Here is a 24,312-nt window from a genome sequence, read left to right as displayed (position 1 = left end):
GCCCCGGCATGTTCGTCAGAAGCTGAGCCGGGCGCTCACCCGGATGTCACGGCCAGACAACGGCGCGTAATCTTTCAGGAAGGAAGACGCCCGCCGCGCGACGACATCGAAGATGTTGTTGGCCGAAACCGCGAAGCTGAGCGGGCGGTCGTTGCCCCATGGCCTGATGTTCACCTCGGCGTTGACGAGGGTGTAGCTGGGCGTCGTGGTTTCGAATTCGGCAACGCGATCCTGCTTGGCCGCGTGTTCGACTTCACCGCGAATGTCGAACTTGGGTGACTGGTAGCCGAGCCCGCCCAAGACGCGCAGCGGCGGGATGCGCGGTGCGGGGCCGACGTTCTCGACCCGCGCATGGACATAGTCTGCCAAAGCATCGGCAACGATCTTCCCTTCGCCCAACCGGGCCAACGTCAACGAACCCTGCACTTCGAACCCGTAGTAACGGGCATCCGCCTGACGGAAGGCATAGACGGGCAGGCCGTCCTCCTCTTCGCCGGTCAAATCCTCGTAGATGAAGTTCGAGAACCATGTGTGATAGGCCGAGGCTTCGAACGTATAGTTCGCGCCGCTGCCGCGCAGGATCGCCTCGACGCTGGTGGCTTTTTCCAGCTTGAAGTCCGGGTTGCCTACTTCGAACGCCTGCGTGCCGGCATGCGGACCGTTGGCGAACAGTTCTTCCGCCGCAGGCGCGCGGCTGGTGCGGGAGACGTTGAGGCCAAGGCGCCAGTGGTCGTTCAGCCCATAGGACGCACCGAGCGAGCCCGAAAAGGAATCGAACGTCCGGCTGCCATCGAAGAACTGGGGCTGATCGACAAGTGGGTTCGCGGACAAATAAGTATGCTCGTAACGACCACCCGCCTCGAACTTGAGCGCACCGTAATCGAGCTGCTGCAGCGTGAACACGCCGATCTGCGTGGTGGTGTTCTTGGGCAGGAACGCTTCCTCCCCGATCACATTGAAATCGCGGTTGTACATCTGCACACCGGTCACGCCATGCCAGGCGCCATGCTTTGCCTGCGTAAACTCGAGGCGGCCTTCCATCCCCTTGTTGTAGAAGGCGGTGCCGACCGAACCGTCTTCTTCAAGCTCGGCGTGGGTGTAGTCGGCATAGCCCAAGCGTAGCGAAACCTTGTCGAGCACATTGCCGTCGCCGTCGATTTCGGCGCGCATGTCGATACGGTCCTGCTTCAGGCTGAGGCGGGGTGCCTCCTGCTCCTGCCCCTGCTGGGTGGCGAAGCGGATCGGAACGCCATAGAGGCTGTCGTAATGGCTGTAGGAGACACCGATGTTGCCGCCGCTGCCTATGTAGGCAAGCCCGGCGCCCGCCGTCCAGGTCCTGGCGGCGGAATTGGGCAGCTTGCCCCTGACCCCGGCATTGGCAGCGAAATCGATCGGATCTTCGCCTGGCTCGGCCGGTTCCGCCGGTAGCAGGCTGGTCGCGAGAGCCTGATCGCGCAAGGACCGGGTAAGTGCGTAGCCGCCGATGCGCATGTCATCGCTTTTCAGATAGCTGCCATCGGCATGTGCCACCCATCCGCCCGACAGCGGCACGTCGATCGACCCCGAAACCGAGCGTTCGTCCGCCGCCGATCCGTATGACCCAAGGGCGTCGATGTGCACGGCTTCGTTGGGGACGGCGGTGGGGATCCGCTTGTCAATCACGTTGACCACGCCGCCGATCGCCGAGGATCCGTACAGCAACGACTGCGGGCCGCGCAGAACTTCGATGCGCTCTGCCAGCAGGGGGTTTACGACGGCTGCGTGATCGACCGAGGTGTTCGATACGTCGATCGAGCCAAGCCCGTTGGTCAGCACTCGTACCCGCTCACCCTGCAAGCCGCGCAGCACCGGACGCGATGCGCTGGGGCCGAAGGACGTGGCCGAAACCCCGGGCTGATGAGCCAGCGTCTCGCCGATCGAAGCACGGATCGCCTGGGTCAGTTCCTTGCCCTGGACGACGGCGACACTGGAAAGCATGTCCAGACGACGAGTGGGCAGCACCCCGGTGACGATGATCTCCGACCCGGCGGACTGGTGGTACGTATCCGTGCCTGCGCTTTGCGACGCAGGGTCTGCCTGCGCGTGGGCGATGGCGGGAATAAAAAGGACGGCGAACGCACAGCTGGAAAGAAGCTGGTTTTTCATGAGGCAGGCACCTTGGAGATTCACATTGCGTCGCGGCGACTCCCCGGGGGAAGCATTGGCGGCAAAGCGCACCTACTCACTTCAATGATATGATACAACGTTTCACGACGGCATATTGCAAATTGTTTCTGTGTACCCGGATAGTGCCGCACTTCTGCAACACAGTGCCCGGCTCCTTCCTCGCCTCACCGCGTTGTCACCTGCACTCCGCCAGCCTGATCGCCGAAGCGCGGGACCCGATCGAAATCCGCCTCTCCGAACGGGAGGTCCCGGAACAGATAGCCGTAATAGAAGGAGCGAAGCGCGCTGTGATACGATCGAATGCGATCCTGATACGATAACTGCGCCGTCAGATCGGTATCTGCCATCCGGGTCAGCAACGCCTGAACCCCAACCGACGGAAGGACCCATCCCAGGCTACGCGCAGCATTGTCACGGGCTTCCAGACCGGCGCGGTAGGCCTGAACCTTGCTGGCTACGCTTTCGTCACCGACCTGATGAAAGGCGAAATACCACTTGTAATGGAATTCCGGGCCGAGAGGCGCGGAGTCCGACCATTCGGGGTGATTGGCATAGAACCGGCGCATCGTTTCCTCGCGCGGGATATCCCATGCGCCGTTGACGGCTTCACGCTGCGCCATGGCGATCTCTGCCCCCTGGCTGATCGGCACGGCGCGGTTGATCGCCACATTGGCGAGCGTCGGCAGCACCAGCACGAGGATGAGCCAGCACGCCGCCAGCGTGGCGGCGTTGGCGACCGAACTCCATTTTAGCCGCCCGATCAAAGCGGCGAGCCCGATCCAGAAAAGCACATACGCAGCCGTCACCAGAAAGACGGCAAGGATCGCGACAAGCCCCACGCCCGAGATGATGGCCGCTCCCGCGAAAGGGATAGCCAGCGCTGCCCACAGCAGGGCAAGCCGCAACAGCGTCCGCCGCCGCCATAGTGCCTGGCCGCCATGCGGCAGAGCGTCCAGTGTGCGCTGACGACCCGCCTCGCGCTCGCCCGAAACAAGGTCATGGCACAGCGCGATCACGAACAGCGGCGCGAGGAACACCAGCACGAACGCAAAGTCGAACCGGCCGGGCAAGGCCAGTTCCGGGTTGAACGTATCGCCATCGTAGATTTGCGCTTCCAGGCCCAGCGCACGCACGCGCAGAATGTAAGGCGATACATCGCGCATCCCCAGCGCGGCGAAAGCAAGGGACGATGGCGCGTCCCACGTCGCATGGAAACTGTAGTAGGCTGCGCTTCCGGCATCCTTGGATTTATCGACCCAGTCGGCAATCGCGCCGATGTCTTCCGATTGCGCCTGCGGAATGGCGGCGATCGCGGCGCGCTGGCGGGACACTTCTGCCATCCCGGCGACCAGCGCGGCGATGGTAAGCACGGCCAGCAACACCAGCGCGCCCGATGCCAGACGCTGACGCAGCAACAGACGCAGTTCGTGTGTCCATAAAGTCATCGGCGTGCTCCCAATCGCCGGGTAGCGACAACAAGCAGCAGCCCCGCCGCCGCAAGCCAGACGAGGATGACGGCAATCCCCGGCAGCGCCCTCAGCGCAAGCGATGTGCCCGAAGGCGCGCGATAATCGAAATCGGGCAGGGCCTGCCAGTTACTGGCGTCGACCCGCTTGCGGCGATCGGCCCCCGGATCGGCAGCGGTGTCGTTGGCATAACTGACGCCTTCCGCCTGCATGCGGTTGAGGCGCTGGACGAGCTGGTAGCGGTATGCCTCTGCCTGCTCCAGAAAACCGCGGTGGGCAGCAAAGTCGGTGCCGGCGGCAGACATGGACAGGGATCGAAGGGCAATAGCGGGGCTGAGCAGTCCGACGGTGTCCACGATGGCGTTCTGCCGCGCCTGGGCGCGATAACTCTCGTTGGCATAACGGTCGAACAATTCGGATGTCAGGCGTTCGCCTTCCATGCCCACCAGGCCCTTGTAGTTGACCGGCAGGTCCTCGACCCGGGTGACGCCGTGGTGATCGAGCACCGCATGCTTGAAGGCGGCAAAGTGCGGATCGTCAGGATTATGGGCATCGCCCATGGTGCGCAAATCCCGCGCTATGGCGACATCCGTCTGTAGCCTGTTGCCGAGCGGGACCGCTGCGCTGGCAGCATCGGGCGCCACGCGCGGCAGCAGAACAACGATGATCGCCCACAGCGCGATGAGCAGCAGCAGCGCATCGCGGCTGCGCGAGGCCCACGCCGAAGCCAGCGCAATCATCAGCACCCACAGCGCCAGATACGCCCCATATCCGACGATGATGGCGATCATTGGCAGCGCCAGCGCGCCGGGCTGGCCGGACAAGGCAACGAGGCCGATCACCGCAGGCAGCGCCACCAGCATCGCCACCGTGCCCAACGCCAGAAGTTTGCCTCGCACGATTGGCCCGCGCCCGGCCCCCTGCACCATCAGCATGCGAAGCGTACCGCGCTCGGTTTCACGGGCGATGGCACCGTAGCCAAGGAAGATCAGCAGCAGCGGCGCAAGGGCCTGCAGCACGAACGCCGGGGTCAATTGCCCGAAGCGAACGAGGAGAGAACTTTGGCGCACATCGCCGAAGTTGGCGGTGTTCTGGCGGTGCCCTTCCAGAAACATGCTGTTCCCGGTGAAGGCATCGACCCCGGGATCGAACGCCGCCAGCACGCCAAGCGGGCGAAAGATGAAGGTGCCGTAATGCACCACGCGATGCGGGTGGCGATCGGGCTGCGCATCGAAGGCGGTTTCCGCCGCATGCTGATGCCGCGCGCGCAGTTCCGCAATCCCGCGCTGGTGCGCCCAGGAACTGACGGTCGCCACGACGGTCAGCGCCACCAGAAGCGCAAAGGAGATGACGGCCACGCGATTGCGCACCATCAACCGCAGTTCCTCACGCGCGATCAGGGATGTTGCGCTCACGCCGCCACCTTTGTGTCGCGCAGCGCGAACCGTGCATGTAGCGCCCGCACATCGAAGCGATCCGGCCCACTTGCAGCGACGTCCTCGGCGATGTGGCCAGCTTCCAGAAACGCGATGCGGTCTGCCACGTCCGCCGCGCTAAGCAAGTCGTGCGTGACCATCAGCACTGCCGTCCCACGGTCGCGGACAGACGATACCAGCGCGTTGAAATCGGCCGTTGCTCTGGGATCGAGGCCGGATGTCGGCTCGTCCAGCAGCAGCACCGGTACGGCGCGCAGCAGGGCGACGGCGATGGCCACTTTCTGGCGCATACCCTTGGAAAACCCGCCAAGGCGCAAGTCCCACGCCTGTTCCTGCAGTCCCGCTGCCGCGAACGCATCGGTGATCGACGTGCGATCCTGCCGTTCGCCGGACAGCGCGAGCAGGTATTGCGCGTTCTCGAGCGCGCTCAGATGGTCGTAGAGCGCTACATTCTCTGGTAGATAAGCGATCTTGCGCCGGGCCTCATCCGCCGCCGTTCCCGGATCGATGCCGCACACCCGCACGCTTCCGGAATTGGCCCGAACAAACCCGAGCAACGCCGCCAACGTTGTCGATTTGCCCGCACCATTGCCACCCAGCAGAGCGGTGATGCTGCCTGCCGTCACGGTAAGCGACAAGGCATCCAGCACGCGGTGTTCGCCATACGCGACTTCGAGGTGATCGATGAGGATCGGCGGGGTGGAATTCATCATGGACGCTCGTGACAATTCAAGGACTTCAGCCCTACTGCCTCGATTTATGTCATGTTGCAACATATCATTGACCGTCGTCATGCGCGCTGCCAAAGGCGGCACGCAGGGGGCGGGCACGCTCCATTCGTGTAACTTTCAAGCTTCAGGAAACCGATCGTGCGCTCCTCGAAAAGCAGCGGCCTACTCGCCGGAACCCTCCCTTTTGCCATGGCGCTGTTTCCCATGCCTGCGTATGCAGAGGCAGCCGAAGAGTCTGATGGAATGGACGGCCCTCGTTCGACCGAGGACAGCCGCTCCATCACCGTCACTGGCGTACGGCAAGCCTATCGCGGCAATTTTGCGGTCAACGAAATTCCCCAGTCGATCGGGGAGATCGACGGCAAGACGCTGGAACAGAACGGCATCCAGCGTCTCACCGATGCGCTTGACCTCAATGCCTCGGTGTCGCGCCAGAATACGCTGGGCGGACTGTGGGACTCCTTCGCCGTGCGCGGGTTCGCGGGGGATGAGAACATGCCCAGCGGCTATCTGGTCAACGGCTTCAACGGCGGGCGCGGCTTCGGCGGTCAGCGCGATGTCGCCGGGATCGAACGGGTAGAAGTGCTCAAGGGACCGGCGGCAGCGCTGATCGGGCGCGGCGAGCCGGGCGGCACGATCAACCTTGTCACCAAGCAGGCAGAACTGGGCAGCACCTTCGGCACGGCGTCATTACAATACGGCAGCTTCGACCGGGTTCGTAGTGAGGTGGACGCGAACATCGCGGTTACCGGCGGGCTGACGGCGCGGCTCATCGGGTATGCCGAGGACGGCGACACGTTTCGCGATACGATCCAGCAGAAACGCTGGGGTTTCCTACCCTCCATCGGCCTGGCTTTGGGCGAGCGCACTCGTCTGACCTACGACTTCGAAAAGACGCGGGTGGAACTGCCGTTCGATCGCGGTATCGTGGTGCTGAACGGAAACTTCGACACCGTGCCGCGCACTCGCTTTCTGGGCGAGACGGGGGACGGCGATACCGTCGCTCGAGCCACCGGCCATCAGCTGCGGTTGCAGCACGAATTCAACGATCGCTGGAGCCTGCTGGTCGGCGCCAGCGCGCGCTCCACGCTGCTGACCGGCTTTTCATCTGATGCAGAGACCGTGCGTTCGCGCCAGTTGCTGTACAGGGACGGCGTATCGCTGTCGCGTCAGCGCCGCTCGCGTTACTACGATGCAGACCACTATGTGCTGCGCGCGGAGATAGGCGGGGAATTCAATACAGGCAGTATGCGCCACCGGGTGCTGATCGGCGCGGACTACGATGATTTCACCTACGATCAGGTCTTCCGCCGCTATCGTCCGCCGCTTCTGACCGCCAACCCGAGCGCGCAGGCCGGGTATGTCATCGACATCACCAATCCGGTCTATGGCCGCTATCCCCTGCCTGCCACCAGCGTCACCACCAACCGCGTGGACAAGCAACGCGCCGCTGGCGCCTATATCCAGGACCAGATTGAACTGACCGATCGGCTGCAACTGCGGGTCGGCGGGCGTTACGACACGTATTCGCTTAAAACCGACAACCGTCTGACCAGCGTGCAGAGCAAGCGCACGAAAGGCAGGTTCAGCCCGCAGGCCGGCATCGTTTATGAACTGAGCACGCCGTTGACGATTTATGCCGCCTACGGTCAGGGATTTCGTGCCAACGTCGGGACCGACGTGGCGGGCGTCATCTTCGACCCGGAGACGAGCACCTCGATCGAGGCCGGTCTGAAACTGACCGCGTTGGGAGGGGCGCTGAATGGCACCCTTTCCTTCTTCCAGCTGGAAAAGTCGAACGTGCTGGCCAGCGATGCGAACAACCCGGGTTTCTCCGTGGCCATCGGCAAGGCGCGCAGTCGCGGCGTCGAGCTGGACCTGAACGGACATCTGCCCGGCGGCATCGATGTGCTGCTGAGCTATGCCTATGTCGATGCCCAGGCCCGGTCGAGCGTGCTGGACCCCAACTTTTCGTTTCAGGTGAACCCCGGCGATCCGCTCATCAACATTCCCAAGCACAACCTCAATGTCCAGGCGGCCAAGACTTTTGCCGTGGGAGAGCGTCAGGCCACGTTCGGCGTCGGGATGCAGCATGTCAGCAAGCGATCGGGTGAGACCGGGACGGACTTCATGCTCCCCTCGCACACGTTGTTCCGCGCTTTTGGACAAGTGGAGCTGATCGAGAACCTCGACCTGTTCGGCAATGTCGCCAATCTGTTCGACGCGGACTGGTACGCCAACAGCTATTCGCCGCTGTGGGTACAGCCGGGCGCGCCGCGCACGGCCACCATCGGCGTGCGCGCCCGTTTCTGAGACCAAGGCAGACACGATGTTCAAATCCGCCGCTGTCACCGCAGCCTTCGCCGCGATCCTGTACGCCTCACCCGTTATTGCCGAAGCACCGCCGCTGACGCTTCCGCCCGAACTGCCCTGGTCCGGGGAGAGCCTGAAACTGGTCGCGCCCGCCGATGATCCCTGGATCACGCCTGCCGAAGCGTCCGGCTTCAAGAATACGCCGCGCTACGCCGACGTGCGCGCCTGGCTGGAACGGCTGCAGGCGGCTTCTCCCCTTATCAAGCTGGAGACGTTCGGACAGACCGGCGAAGGCCGCGATATGGTCATGGTCCGGGCCAGCAAGGGCGGCGCGAACAAGCCAGTGGTGCTGGTGCAGGCCGGCATTCACGCAGGCGAGATCGATGGGAAGGACGCCGGGCTGTTGCTGCTGCGCGACATCGCCCTGCGCGGCAAGGACGATCTTCTCGACAAAGTGGACCTCATCGTCGTGCCAGTCTTCAACGTCGACGGGCACGAACGCATGAGCGCGTGGAATTTCCTCCACGTTCGCGGTCCCGCCGAAAAGGGCATCGAAGGCAACGCCCGCAAGATCAACCTCAACCGCGATTACGCCAAGGCCGACGCGCCTGAAACCCGTGCGATGATCGCCCTGCTGCGCCGGCTCGATCCGATCCTCTATATCGATTGCCATGTCAGCGGTGGCTTCGACATGCAGTACGACATTACCTATACCTATGCAGGCTGGGGCAAGTACGCTCGCCACCGCGCCACTGCGGATTGGCTGGAAACGCGGTTCGGCCCAAGCGCGAAGGCGGCGCTGGAAAAGGCCGGGCATATCCCCACGATCTACCCGAGCCCGGTCGACACGCGCGAGCCGACCAAGGGCATTCGATATAGCCCCGAAGGTCCGCGCTACTCGACCGGCTATGGCGACTTTGTCGGCATTCCCACAGTGCTGGTCGAGAACCATATGCTCAAACCTTATCGCCAGCGCGTGCTTGGCACCTATGTCCTGCTGGAAGCCGCGCTGAAGCTGGCGGCAGCGGATGTGCAGAAAATAGCCAAGGCAAAAGCGATTGATCGCGCCGCCCGCCCGCGTCATCTGTTGACCCGGTGGGAGCCGACAAAGCAGCCGATCGGGTGGGTCGAGCAGTTCAAGGGCGTGGCCTTCGAAACGTACCGCTCCCCCGCCTCCGGCCGCATGGAGCAGCGCTGGACGGGCAAGCCGATCACGTTCCGCATGCCGATCATCGGGCAAGACCCCGTGGAGTCCGTGACCCTGCCGAAAGCCTGGCTGATCCCTGCGGCACAGACGGACGTGATCGACCGGCTTCGGCTTCACGGCATCCGGATGGAAACCGTGGACAAGAGCCGGACGGCAGTGCTCGACAAGGTCCGCCTTCGTGACGCTGCCCTCGAAAATCCGCACGATGGCCGGGTGCCAATCAAGGCTGCTTTCGCACACGAGCGTGTGAGCGAGGAAATCCCGTCCGGCACCATACGGGTGGCGTCAGACCAGCCCCTGGGCCTGCTGGCGGCCGCGTTGCTGGAACCGGAAAGCCAGGACTCGTTCCTTGCCTGGGGCTTCTTCCCGGAAGTGCTGGCTCCAGCCGCAGGTACGGAGGATTTTGTAATGGCGCCGATGCTCGACACGCTCCTGTCCCGCGATGCCTCCCTGCGCAGCCAATTCGAGGCAAAGCTGGCCGCCGAACCCGCTTTCGCCGCCGATCCAAAGGCGCGCCTGAAGTGGCTAGCCGCCCGGATACCCCAGCTCGATACGTTTCACCTGACGTACCCGATCAGGCGGGAGCTTTGACACCTCACACCGGTCTTCCCCGATCGAAATTGGGCGACGCCGGAACCACCGCCACGGTGCGAACTTGATACAAGTCAGGAAACGGACGCTGCCCGGCAGTGTCGGCTAAAGGCCGGATGTGCCGGGGAAGCGTGTTGAACGAAGCGAGTAAGACGAGAATACGCAGCAAATTAAGCCGCTGGTGGGGCATATGGGTGACGGGCGGCGTGGATCATGACGCCGTGCTCAGCCAGATCGCGGAAGATTCCGGTTGGTCCGGCCGCTATGCCTTCCTGATCGTGATCTCGGCGGCCATATCGCTGCTGGGTCTGCTGATGCCATCGGTCGCCGTATTGATCGGGGCCATGCTGCTCTCGCCGCTGATGATGCCGATCATCGGCATGGGCTTCGGGATTGCGACGCTCGATTTCAACGAGATGCGCCGCGCCGCCATAGCTCTTGGCGCAGGGTCGGCCATCGCTATCGTTCTGTCGATCGTGCTGGTTTCGATCTCACCGATCCAGACCATCACGACCGAGATCGCGGGACGGACACAGCCCACGCTGTTCGATCTGCTCGTCGCCTTGCTGTCGGCTATCGCGGGTGCCTATGCGCTTATTCGCGGCCGGGGCGGCACGGTGGTGGGCGTCGCCATCGCCATCGCCCTGATGCCGCCGCTGGTCGTCGTCGGTTTCGGGATAGCGACATGGAACTGGACAGTGTTTTCCGGCGCCCTGCTCCTGTTCCTGACCAACGCCATCACCATTGCCCTTACCGCCGCGCTGGTTGCGCGGGTCTACGGGTTCGGCAGTCATCTGTCGCGCCATCATACGGGCTGGCAGCTCATCCTGTTTGTCGCGGCGCTTGGCGTGCTGTCGATCCCGCTTGGCGCGGCTTTGCGTCAAATCGCGTTTCAGGCCGTCGCCCAGCGGCAGGTGCGTGACGCGATCCAGTCACGCTTTCCCTCCGGCTCGCGCCTCAGCCAGCTGGAGATTGATTACGGCACCACGCCGATCCGCGTTCGCGCGGTCATGCTCACGCCGCGCCTTGACGGTCAGGCCGATCGGTTCCTGGCTGGGGCGGTCCAGCGCCAGCTTGCACAGAAAGTCGATATTCACGTCGACCAGCTTCAGGTGTCGATGGAAGCAAACGCAGCGGAAGCGGCTCAGATTTCGCGCGCGGGTAACGCATCTGCCAGTCAGGCCGCGCAGAACCGGGCACGGGCGACCCACGATCTGGCGCTTATCGCCGGGATCGAGCCGTCCGCCGTCTCGGTCGATACGGGCGCACAGGCTCTGGCGGCGCAGGCGTCGGAACTGCCGGGCCTGGGCCTTGCCGGCTACCGCGCGCTTGAGCAGCGGGCCGACCGGCTTCTGCCTGCCTGGAAGATCACGCTTGCCCCACCCGGCGGTGTCGCCTTGCCGCAGGTCGCTTTCGATCAGGGCGTGGTGGATGCCGCCGCACTCGACAGCGCGGCATGGGCCTCCGCGCGCCTCGGCCGGACCATCGCCATCGCCGGAGGCACCGAAGCCCAGCGCACGGCGATCGCCAAAGGCATCCGCGATCGCGGCGGTCAGGCCATCGACGGCGACGGTAGCGGCAGCATCCGGCTGACCTGGCAGGCAGAGCCACCGCCTGCTCCCGCCCCGTTATCAAAGAGCGACTAACCCGCCCTTAAATAGATATTGCGAGTCGTTATCACCGCGTGTAGTGCGCCCGGCAACGAGGCTGTATTCTCAGGGGTGACGACGTTGAAGATCAAGACATCGCTTTTGCTGGCCTGCGCGCCCGCCATGGTTGCAATGCCCGCGATGGCTCAGACGAACCCGCAGGATACGGACACTTCCGCCACTTCGACGGCCAGCGATTCCATTGTCGTCACCGGCACCTACACCCTGCCCGACCGGATCGACACCGCCACCGGCCTTGGCCTGACGGTGCGCGAGACGCCGCAGTCGGTCAGCATCGTGACCGCGCAGCGCATCCTCGACCAGAACCTGATCAACGTGCGCGACGTGATCGAAAACGGCATCGGCGTCTCCGTCAACGAGACTGACGATGTGCGGAATTCCTTCTTCGCGCGCGGCTTCCAGATCCAGAACACCCAGCTCGATGGCGTTCCCACCGCCTGGGCCTTGGGCGGCGACCGCGGCGAAACGATCGCCGACGTATCGATCTATGACCGCGTGGAGATCGTGCGCGGGGCGACCGGCCTGCTCAGCGGCGTGGGCGATCCCTCTGCCTCGATCAACCTGGTGCGCAAGCATGCCGACAAGACCGAGTGGGGCGGCTACCTCAACGCCGCGGGTGGCAGCTGGGATACCTGGCGCCTGTCCGGCGACATCGGCGGTGCGGTCACCTCGGACGGACGCCTGCGCGTTCGTGGCGTCGCGCGGTATGAGGAAGGCAACGCCTTCACCGATTACTACAGCAACAAGAAGCTGGTCCTCTACGGCACGCTGGAGGCGGACGTGACCGACGACACGCTGCTGCGCGTCGGGTTCAGCCACCAGCGCAGCGTGCCCAAGGGCGCGTTCTGGGGCAGCTTGCCGACGTTCTACAGCGACGGCACCGTGGCTCGGTGGGAACGCTCCAAAAGCACTGCCCAACCCTGGACCACCTGGACGACTCAGAACCAGAACTTCTTCACCTCGCTGTCCCACGATTTCGGCGACGGGTGGAGCCTGACCGGCAACTACAACCGCACGCGCAACACGCAGTTTTCAAAGATCCTTTACCTGTTCGGCAATGTGGATCGTACCACTGGTCTTGGCCTGGCTAGCAACCCTTACTCGGCTTACGGCGTCAGCATCCAGAGCAGCTACGACGCTCAGTTGAAAGGTAAGCTGAACGTCTTCGGGCGCGATCACGATCTGGTGCTGGGATACCTGAACAGCACGCTCAAGCGCCATACCGACAGCTATGTCCCGCTCAATCTCCTTGTGCCCGATACCTTTCTGTTTCCGCCCGCCGGGGACTTCATCAACTGGAACGAGGATTCGTACCCCGATCCGGGATTCTCGACGACGCCGAAACGGGACGAACAGGAACGCATCAAGCAGATCGGCTACTACGGCGCGCTGCGCGTCAACGTGGCCGACTGGCTGAAAGTCATCGGCGGCGGCCGTCTGGCAACATGGCGGCGCAACGGCATGGCTTACGGCGCGGTGAACAACTACGGCGACAAGAACGTCTTCATCCCCTACGTCGGGGCGCTGGTGGACGTGACCCCGAACCACCGCGTCTACGCCAGCTACACCACGATCTATCAACCGCAGAACCTGCGGGATCGCGACTACAACCAGCTAGACCCGATCACCGGCAAGGCTTACGAAATCGGCCTGAAGAGCGCCTTCTTCAACGAAGCGCTGCAAACCTCGGTCGCGCTGTTCCGCATCGAACAGGACAACCTGGGCCAGATTGACGGACCGGAGACGACGATCCCCGGCAGCGGCCAGATATTCCAGCCCTATCGCCCGGCACAGGGTGCGGTCAGCAAAGGCTTCGAGATCGAAGCGACCGGCAGTCCGCTGGAAGGCTGGAACATCAATGTGGGATACAGCCAGTTCAAGGTGCGCGACGCCAATGGCCTGGACGTCAACACCAACCAGCCGCGCCGGCTGCTCAAGGCGTTCACGACCTACACCATACCCGGCATCTTCGAAGGACTGACGCTGGGCGGCGGCGTCAATTACCGCAGCTCCGCCTATTCGGATGGAACGCGGCCCGGTACGACACCGCCGGTGCCCTTCCGTTTCAAGCAGCCTGGATTCGCCATCGTCAACCTCATGGCCCGCCTCGCAGTCACCGAGAATGTTAGCGTACAGGCCAACGTCGAGAACCTGCTGGACAAGACCTATTACAGTCAGGTCGGCAACTTCAGCCAGTACCGCTATGGCGAACCGCGCAACTTCATGGTGGGCGCCAACTACCGCTTTTGATAGCGCAGCACGGTTGCATCTTCCGCAACCCCGGCAAGAGGCGCATGGTAGCGCCGGGTTTGTGCGGGAGATGTACGGTGGATGATTCTTATAAGCTGGTGATCGAGAAACAACGGGACAAATATGTAGCCGCCGTTTTCAATATCAATGCTGAAATACTTGCCGATTTTCCATATCGGTTGGACGAAAAGACTTCAACCGGCGGCCATGTGTACGGGTGGCGCATCCAGTGGATCAAGGATGCACCTCCCGGCATTCGCACTGAAGGCGAGGCCGGTTCGTTGTGGTCCGACATCGACGTGATCGAACCGGAAGAAGAGGTAACGGCTATTTAACCGTAACCTCAGCTATAGATAGATGTTCTCCAGGTGATCCATGGTTTGACTGATCTGGCATATGGCCGTCATTCCAGCCCGCGATTCTACGCTACAACCACCCCACCCGCTTGAAGCGGACATAAAGCGCGGTGCAGGCGACCGCGATAACCCCCAGCACAATAAAATAGCCGTACTGCGTCTTGAGTTCGGGCATGTATTCGAAGTTCATGCCGTAGATGCCCGCGATCGCAGTCGGCACCGCAAGGATCGCCGCCCACGCCGCAAGCTGGCGAGTGATCGCGCCGGTGCGTTGCTGTTCCAGCAGGTTGCTGAATTCGAACACCGAGATGACGATCTGGATCAGGCCATCCACTAATACCTGAACGCGGCGGGTATGGTCGAGCACGTCGCTGAAGTAAGGCCGGGCGTCAGGGTCGATGCACGGCAGATCGAGGCGCGCCAGCTTCCCCGCCACTTCGGTCATCGGGCCGAGCACGCGTTGGAACTTGGCAAGCTGCCGCCGTAGCGTGAAGATGCGGGTGATCTCGTCACGCCCCAGGAACGTGTCGAGCGTCTTCTGCTCCATCGCCAGCACGTTGTCCTCAATGGCGTCGACGATCGGCAGATAGCCATCGACGATGTAGTCCAGGATAGCGTGCAGGACGTAGTCCACCCCTTGCATCAGCAGAGTGGGGGCGGCTTCCAGCTGCTCGCGCAACGCCTTGTGTGACCGGGACGATCCGTGCCGCACGCTGATGATGTGGCTGTGCCCGATGAAGATCGCGGTTTCGCCATAGGCGATCTTGTCCCCGTCCAGCGCCGCCGTGCGTGCGATGACGAACAGTTGTTCGCCGTAGACATCGACTTTCGGCAACTGGTTGGCGTTGACCGCATCCTCGATCGCGAGGGGGTGCAGGCCATATTGGTCCTTCAGCGTCCGCATTTCCTCGTCAGTGGGATCGCAGATGCCGATCCAGACGAATTCCGACTTGTCGGCCGGGCAATCGACCTTCTCGTCGATCGTCACTTCGCGGACACGTTTGCCGTGGCGGTAGAGATAGGCAGCGACAACCGTCATTCGGACCTCAGAACTGGAACGACGCTCACTTGGGTACGATACAGCGCCACGTCAAACGCGCACGAGCCATCATGGCCCGGTTTCCCCCCAAATGTTGCTGGATGGCACCGATTGGCTGGCCGGGTATTGTTAAACCATGGCGCGACGACAAAAGTTGAAAGTGTTCAGGACGGCGGCCGGGTTCCACGATGCCTACGTGGCCGCCCCCAGCCAGAAGGCCGCGCTGGCCGCATGGGGAAGTGACGCGGACCTGTTCGCGCGCGGCATTGCGGAAATGGTGACGGACACAGCCCTTACCCGCGAACCACTTGAAAACCCCGGCACTGTCATCAAGCGTCTTCGCGGAACGGCGGAAGAGCAGTTGGCGGCGTTGCCGGCGGATCGTCCGAAGCCCGGACGTGCCGATGGCGAGACACACGGGGCGAACCTCAAGCCCAAACCGAAGAAAAAAGCGAAGCCAAGACCATCTCGAGCAAAGCTGGAGGATGCTGAAAAAGCTCTCGACGACATTGTGGCGCAGCAGAAAAAGCAGGAGGCCGATCTGCGCGCGCGCGAACGCGCATTGGAGGAGGAACGCCGCCACATGCAGACAGCGCATGAACGCGAACGCAAGGCAGCGGAGAAAGCCATCAAGCACGAGCACCAGACCCATTCCCGAGCGCTGGCTCGCTGGAGGGCAGGTTCGACGTGAGCGGGGCGGCTTTCCGGGGAGTGCCTCGCCCACGTTGCATCGTTGTATCAAATTGCGAACACACGGTTCTCTGTTCGTGATTTAGCATTTCTGGATCCCAATCACGCCCCGGGACGATTGACACCTCAACCTCTCCAACACATGCGGCTCCGCAATTGCGACGCACTCGCATTTGCAATATGCAGGGGTTAATCACTTGATCAAATTGAAGGATCGTCACGTCCGCAGCCTGGGCGCGGGTTTTGTTGCTTTGTCTGCCTTTGCCTCGCAGGGGGCTCTCGCTGATGAGGCGGTAGAGGACACCGGATCACCTATCGTCGTTACAGCCGCCGGGTACGTTCAGGACATCATCGAAGCGCCGGCCAGCATCACCGTGCTCGACCGGGCGGAGTTGCAGGACAAGCGCTTCGTAAGCCTGGCCGAGGCACTGCAGGATGTGCAAGGCGTGGACGTTGGCGGCGAAGCCGGAAAGACCGGCGGCCTCAACATCTCGATCCGTGGCATGCCCAGCGACTACACGCTCGTGCTGATCGACGGTCGCCGGCAGAACGCGCCCGGCGGGGTCACCCCCAACGGCTTTGGCGAAACGTCCACCAGCTTCCTGCCACCGTTTGCGGCGATCCAGCAGATCGAAGTGGTGCGCGGGCCGATGTCCACGCTTTACGGATCGGACGCGATGGGCGGCGTCGTCAACATCATCACACGCAAGGTCGGCGACCGCTGGGTTGGCAGCGCGACCGCTGAAACCACGATCCAGGGCGACGAGCGGTTTGGCAACATCCAGTCCGCCTCCGGTTTCGCCCAAGGGCCACTGGTCAAGGATCTTGTCGGCCTCACCCTGCGCGGCAGCGTGTTCCATCGCGAAGGGTCGAACATCGAGATTCCCGGCGATCCGGCATTGACGCTCGGCCGCAACCCGGTCCGCTCGGACATCTATACGTACGGCGGCCGCCTGAGCTTCACGCCCCACGCCGATCATGATCTCTGGCTGGAGTTCGATCGTAACGAACAGACGTACGACAACACCGAGGGCCGCCTCGGCACTTTGGGCTCGGGCGGGTATTCGCCGACACAGAAGTTCAATCGCTCCAACTATGTCGCCGCGCATACCTGGCGCATGGGTGATTTCGGCCAGCTCGACACCACGCTGACCCGCAACGATACCGAGACGATCGGCCGCCTCATCCCCAACGGCACGCCCGGCGCAACGCCGGGGAGCGCCCGCAATCTGGAAGCGCGCAACGACATCATCGACACGCGTTTCGCCGGTAAGGCGGGGCCTGTGGCCTTCACGGTGGGCGGCCAATACTGGTGGGCCAGAATGATCGATGGCGTGGCACCGGCACCCTTCAAGTTTCGCCAGTGGGCAGGCTTCGCGGAAGCCACCCTGACGGTGGTCGACGGATTCAACCTGACGGGCGGCGCCCGGTATGACGACCATTCGACGTTCGGTTCAAAGTGGTCGCCGCGCGCGTACGCGGTGTGGAACATCAACGACGATTTCACCCTGAAGGGCGGCGTGAGCCGGGGCTTCAAGACGCCGCGGGTCGAACAGATCGCCAGCGGCATCATCGGCTTTGGCAGTCAGGGCCGCGTGCCGCTGATCGGCACGCCGGGCCTGACCCCCGAAACCAGCACCAGCTACGAAGCGGGCCTTTACTACGACAGCCACGGCTTCTTCAGCGGCAACGTCACGCTGTTCAACAATGATTTCGACGACAAGATCGCCAGCGGACCCGGCATTGCCAATTGTTCGTTTGCCGGTAACCCCAACCGCCCCGGATGCCTTGATGTCGGCAATTTTCCCGGCGTCGATCTGTTCGGGCAGTCGATCAACATCGACAAGGCGCGCACGCGCGGGGTCGAGGCAGCTGCACGCTTTGCCTTCACCCCCAGCCTGACGTTATCCGCCAACTACACTTATACGCAGACCGAGCAGCTTAGCGGCGAGGACCAAGGCCTGCCGCTGGTGGGCGTGCCCAAGCACATGTTCAACGGCAACCTGCGCTGGAACGTCACCGAGGCGGCAAGCCTGTGGGCGCGCGCCGAAGTACGGTCGAGCCGCTGGCGCGGTAATAACGCACAACAGGCCGCGCTTGGCGATTTTCGCAGTTATGAGGTTTTTCATATCGGCGGCGCGTACCGGATCACGCCTGCCTTCCGCCTTGCCGCGACGGTCTACAACGTGCTCGACACCGACTATGCCGTCTACGTCCCTTACGCGAACGGAGCGGTCACGGCTTTCACCCCTGCCTATTCCATCAACCAGGAGGGTCGGCGGCTTTGGCTGTCGGCAAATGTGGACTTCTAGGCGCAGTGATCACCCCGGCACGTACCCCGCGCATTCATTCAGCCGGAACAGCGCGGCGTTCTGCCGGGCACGGTTCAGGTCGCCCTCGGTGTCGATCTCGTAGGAGTCCAGCACGCCGGTCGCCATCGGCAGGTGGGCGTGCAAATGTTCGTAGACGGCGGTGTTGCCGATAGTGTCGAAGATGCGGGTGGGCAGCCACGAGATGTTGGCCCACTCGTAATCGGTGGGGCGATCGCGGTTGAAGCCGGTGGCCCGCTCGCCCTCCATCTCCACATAGACCGCGTCGGTGCTGCGGGACGGCGTGAGGGCAAGGCGCGCCTCGTCCGGGCGGCAGGCGGCAAGGAACGACTGGAAGCTATCAGGCACGACCAGGATATCCGCGTCCATGAACAGGCAATCGCCGCTCAATCCGCGCGCGCCCATGGCGTAGCTGTGCAGCGTCGTGGTGGTGCGAAACGCCGGGTTGCGCACCACGATCGCATCGGGGCGGACACGGCGCAGTTCCTCGATCACCTGCGTTTCCATGAAGCCGACGACGACGCGCACGTCTGGCACGTCGGCCACCAGATGCATCAGGTGAGCCAGCACGCTGACAGCCTCCACCTGCACAAGGCACTTGGGCTTGCCATGGCCAAGGCGCGAACCAAGGCCCGCAGCGGCGATTACAGCGTGTTCAACAGTCGACATAGACCCTTCCCGTTCAGCGCCACATAGTCCGCCATCGACAGCAAGGCGTCCGGGCTGGTGTGGACGCCGTTGAATGCCACGCCCACGTCCGCCACATCGAACATCGGCACGTCGTTATAGCCATCGCCCACCGCGATCACCCGCCCGAACCGCTCCTTCAGTTCCAGCGCGGGCACGTTCTTGCGCATGATCTGCACCAGCTCCAGCTGCCCTTTGGCGCTGTACTGGCTGGTGGAGGAATAGAGCCCGCAGCCCAGACGCTGCGCCAGCGGCGCGATCCACACGTCGAGATTGCCGGTCAGGATAAAGCAGCGCTCACGGTTCTGCGCGATGAACGCCTCGATATCCGGGTCCACGTCCACCTCGGAGACGATCTGCTGGATGCGTTCGACCCCCGCCGTGCGCAGGACCGCGAAGCGCAGGCGAAACGAATCCTCGAACGGGATCAGCCCATCCATGGTAAGCCGCGTGAGCAGCCCCATCTCCTGTTCCAGCCCGAGTTCCGACGCGATCAGGGGCAGCAGTTCCTCGCGCGTCACCGTGCCGTCAAGGTCGAAGCAGAAACAGCTGTCAGGCATGACCCGGGGCACCGGCTTTTTGAACCAGACAGAAATGCTGCTGGGTTTCGGCCCGGTTGTTGAGGCCAGCCTGTTCGAACAGCAAGGTCGCCGCGCCGACGATGTAGTCGGGGGCGGGAAAGGCGGTTTTCAGCGCGCCGACGATCTCTTCGGGCGAGCGATAGATCGCGTTGTAATGCGCCTGCAGTTCCTCAGACCAGTGGCCCGACAGCGTCAGGCGGCCCTCCACGCCCATTGGCTCGCGCACATAGACGATCGCGCCGGGGGCCAGATGACGGCTGAGGCGATCGAGCAGCGCGGGCATCTGATCGTCGTCCAGATAGATGAGAATGCCCGAGCAGATGACCCGGTCGAACGGACCATTCGCCGCCAGCCATTCGTCGGTCAGTTCATCGACGCCAAGCGCGTGGAACGCCACGTTCGGCAACGGGCAGTAGCTGCGGGCAAGGTCGATCAGCGAAGGGCTGGCGTCGATGCCGTGATAGGTGCTCGCCTGCCCGGCGATGGCCGCCGCCCAGCGGCCGATGCCGCAGCCCACGTCCAGCACGCGCTCGGCCCCGGTCAGCGCCAGCAGCGGGGTGACGCGCTCCCGCTCCATGGCATCGCGCTGCTCTGCGATTTCGGGATGCTTGTCCTGATAAAGCACCGCCGTCAGCGGCGTGTCGGCGCGAAACTTGCGCGCACGCTGCTCGAAGAAGTCGGCGACCTGATCCTTGTTGAGCGCGATCTTCTCGCCCGTGACCCTGCTCATGAAATCTCCATTCGACGCTGGTGACTGCCGCCGGGCGCGCGTGCAGCAGGCGTCCGGGTTCGCGGAAGGATGAACCCTGAAACGAGTTCAGAGTGATAGGTGTGAGGGAGACCGGCGTTCGTGCTCATGATGTGCCCACGGTCAGCCCTTCGGCGATGGCGTCCAGAATCAGCTGCGTCGGGGCCTGCTCGCGCGGGAACAGCGTTTGCAACAGCGCTTGCCGCTCGCGTTCCAGCGGCCAGGCCACGCCGTTCGCGTAGCCTTCCACTGCTTGTCGCACCGCGTTGAAATCGGCGGCGTGATGGGCGGCGGCAAGGGCGGCTTCTCCCAGCGCGTTCATCGGGACGTGGCGGCCGGAGTCCATGAAGACCAGCGGCTTTTCGAAGATCGGGTATTCGGTCAGGAACGATATGCCGTCCGTCACCATCATGTCGGACGCCGCGAACAGATGCGCGTATGTCTGGGTTTCGACCGCGCAGTTGGGTTGTGCCTGCCAGTCTGCCAGAAACGCATCGAGGCGATCCCTCGGGATGGCTCCGGTCTGCGCGGCGAAGGTGAACAGCGCCGGATGCGGTTTCAGCACGAAGTCGATGTCCGGCCGTTCGCGCGCCCAGGCGAGGAACTGCGCATGGTTGGCGTCGAACGTGCCGAAGCCCAGCCAGTTCGTCCCCACCGAATAGTGCGGTGCCCAGACCACTCGGAAACGGCGCTGGCCCTTGTCAGCGATGGGCCAGCTTTCCGCCTCGTCGCGTTCGCGCAGCAGGCGGGCCAGTTTGGGATAGCCGCTGACAATGAACTTTTGCGGATCGGAGTGGTCGAACTGCTGGAAATAGGCGCAGGTCTGCTCCGTCTCGCAGAACACGCGCCAGGCCATGCGATGGTAATGCTGGTCGAACGATTGGGGATCGACGCCGATGGCGCTTTTCTCGGTGCCCGAAAATTGCGCGACGATCGACATGCCATACGGCACCGAGCAGATGCGGGCGAAGCTCAGCCGGTCGGTTGCGAAGGCGAGCGGCACGTCATGCTCCCACTGCGACTGGCGAAAGATCACGTCGGGCTGCAGGGCGCGCAGAATGTCGAGCGCGGGCCACGACGGTTCCATGCCAAGCCGAATATGGGAAATGCCCGCATTGTCGAGCGCGGCGCTGGTCTGGTCCTCGCCGCCATAACCCGCATCGCCCGGAAACTTGCGGTTGATGCTGACCACCAGCGGATCGAAGCGGTCGTCCGCCAGCATGGCATCATGCAGATCAATCTGCGCGTCCCAGCTTTCGATGGCGTGGACCAGAAACACGCAGCGGATACGCGGACCGCCGCGCGCGATCTTGCGCGTCGTCAGGTGGCCAATCTGCCGCAAGTCCGCCGTTTCGGATTCCACTTTGTCGTACAGCTGCTGGCCGACGTCCTGGATCGTCTGGCGCATCTGTTGGGTGAGGCGCGCTTCGAGATCACGCGCGGTCACCTCGATCCGTTCGGCCAGACGCTCCTCGATATCGGCCATCGCGTTGGCAAGGAAGGCGAGCGTTTCCACCACTGCGTCGTTTGGCGCGTCATTGGTCGCTTCGGAGGCGGCCGGATCGTTATAGGTGTCGTTCATGTCGTTTTAGGTGCCACCATAAATCGCGCTGCCGCGTCCATCGCCTCGCGGATCGTCACGTCCATATCGAGGTAGCGATAGGTGCCAAGGCGGCCGATGAACGTGACGTTGGCTTCCTCCTTCGCACGCTCCTCGTAACGGGCGAGCAGGGCTTTTTCCGCGGCCAATCCAATGGGGTAATACGGTGTGTCTCCCGGCTCGCAGGAGCGGGAGTACTCTCGATAACATACTGTTTTAGCGTGACTTTCCCACGGCGCGAAATGCTTGTGTTCAGTGATTCGGGTATAGGGAACGTCGATGTCGCCATAGTTCATCACCGCGCATCCCTGATAGTCGCCGTCATCGCGAAACGCCTCGAAATCGAGCGTACGATAGCTCAATCGGCCGATATCGCACCCGAAATAGCCGTCGATGGGACCGGAATAGAAGACATGCCCGAACTGCGCCATTTCCGTCCGCTCCGCACGGGTGTTCAGCCGCATGGTAATCAGCGGGTGGGACAGGATACGCTCGATCAACGCAGTGTAGCCGTCGCGCGGAATGCCTTGAAAACGATGGGAAAAATAATTGTCGTTGTAGTTGAAGCGGACGGGCAGCCGCTTGAGAATGCTGGCGGGCAACTCGGTCGGCGAACAACCCCATTGCTTAAGGGTATAGCCTTTCAGAAACGCCTCATACAGATCGCGCCCGACAAAGCGGATCGCCTGCTCCTCGAAATTGCCCGGCTCCCCCTCACCACCCTCGGCCACAGAGGCGATGAAGGCGCGGGCCTCGTCAGGGCGGAAGGTCTTGTTAAAGAACTGATTTATCGTGTGAAGATTGATCGGCATCTGGAACACCCGCCCGCCGACCGTCGTCTTCACTCGGTTAATATACGGCATGAACTGCCCGAATTCGTTGACATAGCGCCACACTTCCTCGTCATCGGTGTGGAAGATATGCGGCCCATGAACGTGCATCATCACGCCGGTCTCGTCATCCCGCCGCGTATGGCAATTGCCCCCGGCGTGGCCGCGCTCCTCCACCACGGTCACGCGATGCCCGGCTTCCGCAAGATGGCGCCCTACCACGGCACCCGAAAAGCCCGCGCCGACGATCAGGATGTCCTGCATGTCTGTACGCACCTGCCCCCGCGTCCTGCCGTCAGAAGAACTGCTTGAGATAGGAAGGCAGGTCAAACACGGCGTCCTGATCCTGCACCTGATCGACCGCAAACCCTTGGTTCACGCGGAGCCAAGCCCGGGGGCCGCGGCCTTCCGCCGATGGCAGCTCATGGGTCAGTCGATCGCGCAGAGCGGGCGCAATCATGCCGAGGATATGCTCGTCCAAGCTAGGGTCGATGACGACGGGCGCTTCGGCGTATTCGCCCGCCTCGGTCGCCGCTACCGTCAGCGCCGCCAGCGTGCGCACGATGTCGAGCGACACCATTTCCATCTGCGGCGGGCTGTACGCGGCCATGCGATGGTACAGGACGTAGGCTTCCGGCCAGCGCTGGCCCTGGATCAACAACCGCAACGCCACCGACTGGCGCAGCGCCATGAAGTGCAGGATCGCGCTGATCAGCGGGCCGCGATCTTCCTCGCCGGTCTGGCCCGGTCCGAACATGTGGGATGCGATGAACTCAAGCCCACCGCGATAGGTGTCCCACTGAAACATGCATTCCTTATTGCCCTGCTGGGTGCGGGGATCGTCAGAGATGGCTGTTACCCGCGCAAATGGCTCCGGCACAAACAGCACGTCCGCTGCATTCAGCGCCCTTGCGGTGAAGAGGAATGCCCAGAAGATGAAGGGCGTGGCGCTCGATATCGAATCGGCCAGCACGTCGCGGCGCACGATCAGGAATTCGGGAAAGACGTGGCGCTCAAGGATGAAGTTCAGCAATCCGCCGAAATCGCCTTTCGCATGCCGTATCGGCTCGGCCAGCTTGTAGAACGGCGCCATGTCGCCTCCGCCCTCGCGCGCATCGACCAGCATCCACGGCGCCTGAACCATGCCGATTGCCGGATCCGCTTCCATCACGCCGATGTATTCCACCACCTTTTCGGGGATCAGCAGATCGTCGTCGCCAAGGAATACCGCATATCGCCCCCGCGCCCGATTCATGGCAAAAGCGTAATTGCTCATGAACCCGCTGTTGCAGACCCGACGATAGGTCCTGATTTCCGGCTCCTCGGCAAGGGAAGCAAGGTAGGCGGCCGTTTCATCGGTCGAACAATCGTCGACGAGCACCATCTCGAAAGCGATGCCAAGCCGCCGGAACGCCTCCAGATGAAAGGTAACGTTCCGCTCCAGCATGAACTGTCGGTTAAACGTGGGCACGCATATGGAAAGGGCCACTTCGGATACCGACATCAATATACGCCCTCAGACAGCTTGATGCTCGGCATGTAAACGCAGGCTACTAAAGATATGGTTAATTTAGAGGAAATCCGGCGGTCAGCTGACCACCCATGAAGCCAGGCAACTCAT

18 protein-coding genes are annotated in these 24,312 nt (G+C 62.9%); 7 read left to right on the top strand and 11 right to left on the bottom strand.

All coding sequences use genetic code 11. The annotated features are described in order from the left end of the window. Nucleotides 1-15 precede the first annotated feature (15 nt). The 4 genes from ACZ1JM_RS00425 to ACZ1JM_RS00410 all read right to left on the bottom strand — a co-directional run bounded on the left by ACZ1JM_RS00425 (nt 16) and on the right by ACZ1JM_RS00410 (nt 5,781). Entirely contained in the window at nt 16-2,145 is a 2,130-nt protein-coding gene (locus tag ACZ1JM_RS00425) for a TonB-dependent receptor (protein ID WP_465132134.1), read from the bottom strand. A gap of 185 nt (nt 2,146-2,330) precedes the next feature. Continuing rightward, a complete protein-coding gene (locus ACZ1JM_RS00420; RefSeq protein WP_465132133.1) occupies nt 2,331-3,611 on the bottom strand; it encodes a DUF3526 domain-containing protein in 1,281 nt (426 codons plus the stop codon). After that, nucleotides 3,608-5,047, bottom strand: coding sequence for an ABC transporter permease (locus ACZ1JM_RS00415; RefSeq protein ID WP_465132132.1), 1,440 nt, complete (start codon nt 5,045-5,047; stop codon nt 3,608-3,610). Before ACZ1JM_RS00415 ends, ACZ1JM_RS00420 begins: the two co-directional genes overlap by 4 nt. Next, nucleotides 5,044-5,781 (bottom strand): ABC transporter ATP-binding protein, encoded by a 738-nt coding sequence (locus ACZ1JM_RS00410; protein WP_465132131.1) that lies wholly within the window; start codon nt 5,779-5,781, stop codon nt 5,044-5,046. Before ACZ1JM_RS00410 ends, ACZ1JM_RS00415 begins: the two co-directional genes overlap by 4 nt. Nucleotides 5,782-6,042: 261 nt before the next feature. Between ACZ1JM_RS00410 and ACZ1JM_RS00405 the strand changes: the two genes are divergently transcribed. The 5 genes from ACZ1JM_RS00405 (at nt 6,043) to ACZ1JM_RS00385 (ending at nt 14,165) form a co-directional block, all read left to right on the top strand. Next, nucleotides 6,043-8,112, top strand: a complete 2,070-nt coding sequence (locus tag ACZ1JM_RS00405) for a TonB-dependent siderophore receptor (protein ID WP_465132541.1) — start codon at nt 6,043-6,045, stop codon at nt 8,110-8,112. A gap of 16 nt (nt 8,113-8,128) precedes the next feature. Next, nucleotides 8,129-9,910, top strand: coding sequence for a M14 family metallopeptidase (locus ACZ1JM_RS00400; RefSeq protein WP_465132130.1), 1,782 nt, complete (start codon nt 8,129-8,131; stop codon nt 9,908-9,910). Between the two features lie 134 nt (nt 9,911-10,044). Beyond that, on the top strand, nt 10,045-11,556 hold the full coding sequence (locus tag ACZ1JM_RS00395) for a DUF389 domain-containing protein (RefSeq protein WP_465132129.1): 1,512 nt from the start codon (nt 10,045-10,047) through the stop codon (nt 11,554-11,556). Between the two features lie 84 nt (nt 11,557-11,640). Then, entirely contained in the window at nt 11,641-13,830 is a 2,190-nt protein-coding gene (locus ACZ1JM_RS00390) for a TonB-dependent siderophore receptor (RefSeq protein ID WP_465132128.1), read from the top strand. 77 nt (nt 13,831-13,907) lie between these two features. Then, nucleotides 13,908-14,165, top strand: coding sequence for a hypothetical protein (locus ACZ1JM_RS00385; protein ID WP_465132127.1), 258 nt, complete (start codon nt 13,908-13,910; stop codon nt 14,163-14,165). A 91-nt stretch (nt 14,166-14,256) separates the two neighbouring features. On the opposite strand, the gene ACZ1JM_RS00380 is transcribed toward ACZ1JM_RS00385, so the two are convergent. Next, nucleotides 14,257-15,225, bottom strand: coding sequence for a magnesium and cobalt transport protein CorA (locus ACZ1JM_RS00380; protein WP_465132126.1), 969 nt, complete (start codon nt 15,223-15,225; stop codon nt 14,257-14,259). A gap of 136 nt (nt 15,226-15,361) precedes the next feature. Between ACZ1JM_RS00380 and ACZ1JM_RS00375 the strand changes: the two genes are divergently transcribed. Next, nucleotides 15,362-15,916, top strand: a complete 555-nt coding sequence (locus ACZ1JM_RS00375) for a hypothetical protein (RefSeq protein WP_465132125.1) — start codon at nt 15,362-15,364, stop codon at nt 15,914-15,916. A gap of 250 nt (nt 15,917-16,166) precedes the next feature. Further along, a complete protein-coding gene (locus ACZ1JM_RS00370) occupies nt 16,167-18,227 on the top strand; it encodes a TonB-dependent receptor domain-containing protein (RefSeq protein ID WP_465132540.1) in 2,061 nt (686 codons plus the stop codon). 9 nt (nt 18,228-18,236) lie between these two features. Here ACZ1JM_RS00370 and ACZ1JM_RS00365 read toward each other — a convergent pair whose 3' ends face one another. From ACZ1JM_RS00365 to ACZ1JM_RS00340, 6 genes are all read right to left on the bottom strand, one after another. Further along, entirely contained in the window at nt 18,237-18,914 is a 678-nt protein-coding gene (locus ACZ1JM_RS00365) for an NTP transferase domain-containing protein (protein WP_465132124.1), read from the bottom strand. Next, a complete protein-coding gene (locus ACZ1JM_RS00360) occupies nt 18,890-19,492 on the bottom strand; it encodes an HAD-IB family phosphatase (RefSeq protein ID WP_465132123.1) in 603 nt (200 codons plus the stop codon). The genes ACZ1JM_RS00365 and ACZ1JM_RS00360 overlap by 25 nt, the downstream gene beginning before the upstream one ends. Further along, nucleotides 19,485-20,243, bottom strand: coding sequence for a class I SAM-dependent methyltransferase (locus ACZ1JM_RS00355; protein WP_465132122.1), 759 nt, complete (start codon nt 20,241-20,243; stop codon nt 19,485-19,487). The genes ACZ1JM_RS00360 and ACZ1JM_RS00355 overlap by 8 nt, the downstream gene beginning before the upstream one ends. Nucleotides 20,244-20,367: 124 nt before the next feature. Further along, nucleotides 20,368-21,843, bottom strand: a complete 1,476-nt coding sequence (locus ACZ1JM_RS00350; protein ID WP_465132121.1) for a hypothetical protein — start codon at nt 21,841-21,843, stop codon at nt 20,368-20,370. Beyond that, the gene (gene glf, locus ACZ1JM_RS00345) at nt 21,840-22,967 is read right to left on the bottom strand and encodes a UDP-galactopyranose mutase (RefSeq protein WP_465132120.1); all 1,128 of its coding nucleotides are present in this window, start codon (nt 22,965-22,967) and stop codon (nt 21,840-21,842) included. Before glf ends, ACZ1JM_RS00350 begins: the two co-directional genes overlap by 4 nt. Before the next feature lie 19 nt (nt 22,968-22,986). Further along, a complete protein-coding gene (locus ACZ1JM_RS00340; protein ID WP_465132119.1) occupies nt 22,987-24,195 on the bottom strand; it encodes a glycosyltransferase family 2 protein in 1,209 nt (402 codons plus the stop codon). Nucleotides 24,196-24,312 lie beyond the last annotated feature (117 nt).

This window comes from Novosphingobium sp. BL-S-24 (genome assembly GCF_055521575.1).
Note: the sequence above shows the minus strand (reverse complement) of the source record. Positions and strands in the feature narration are given on the sequence as shown.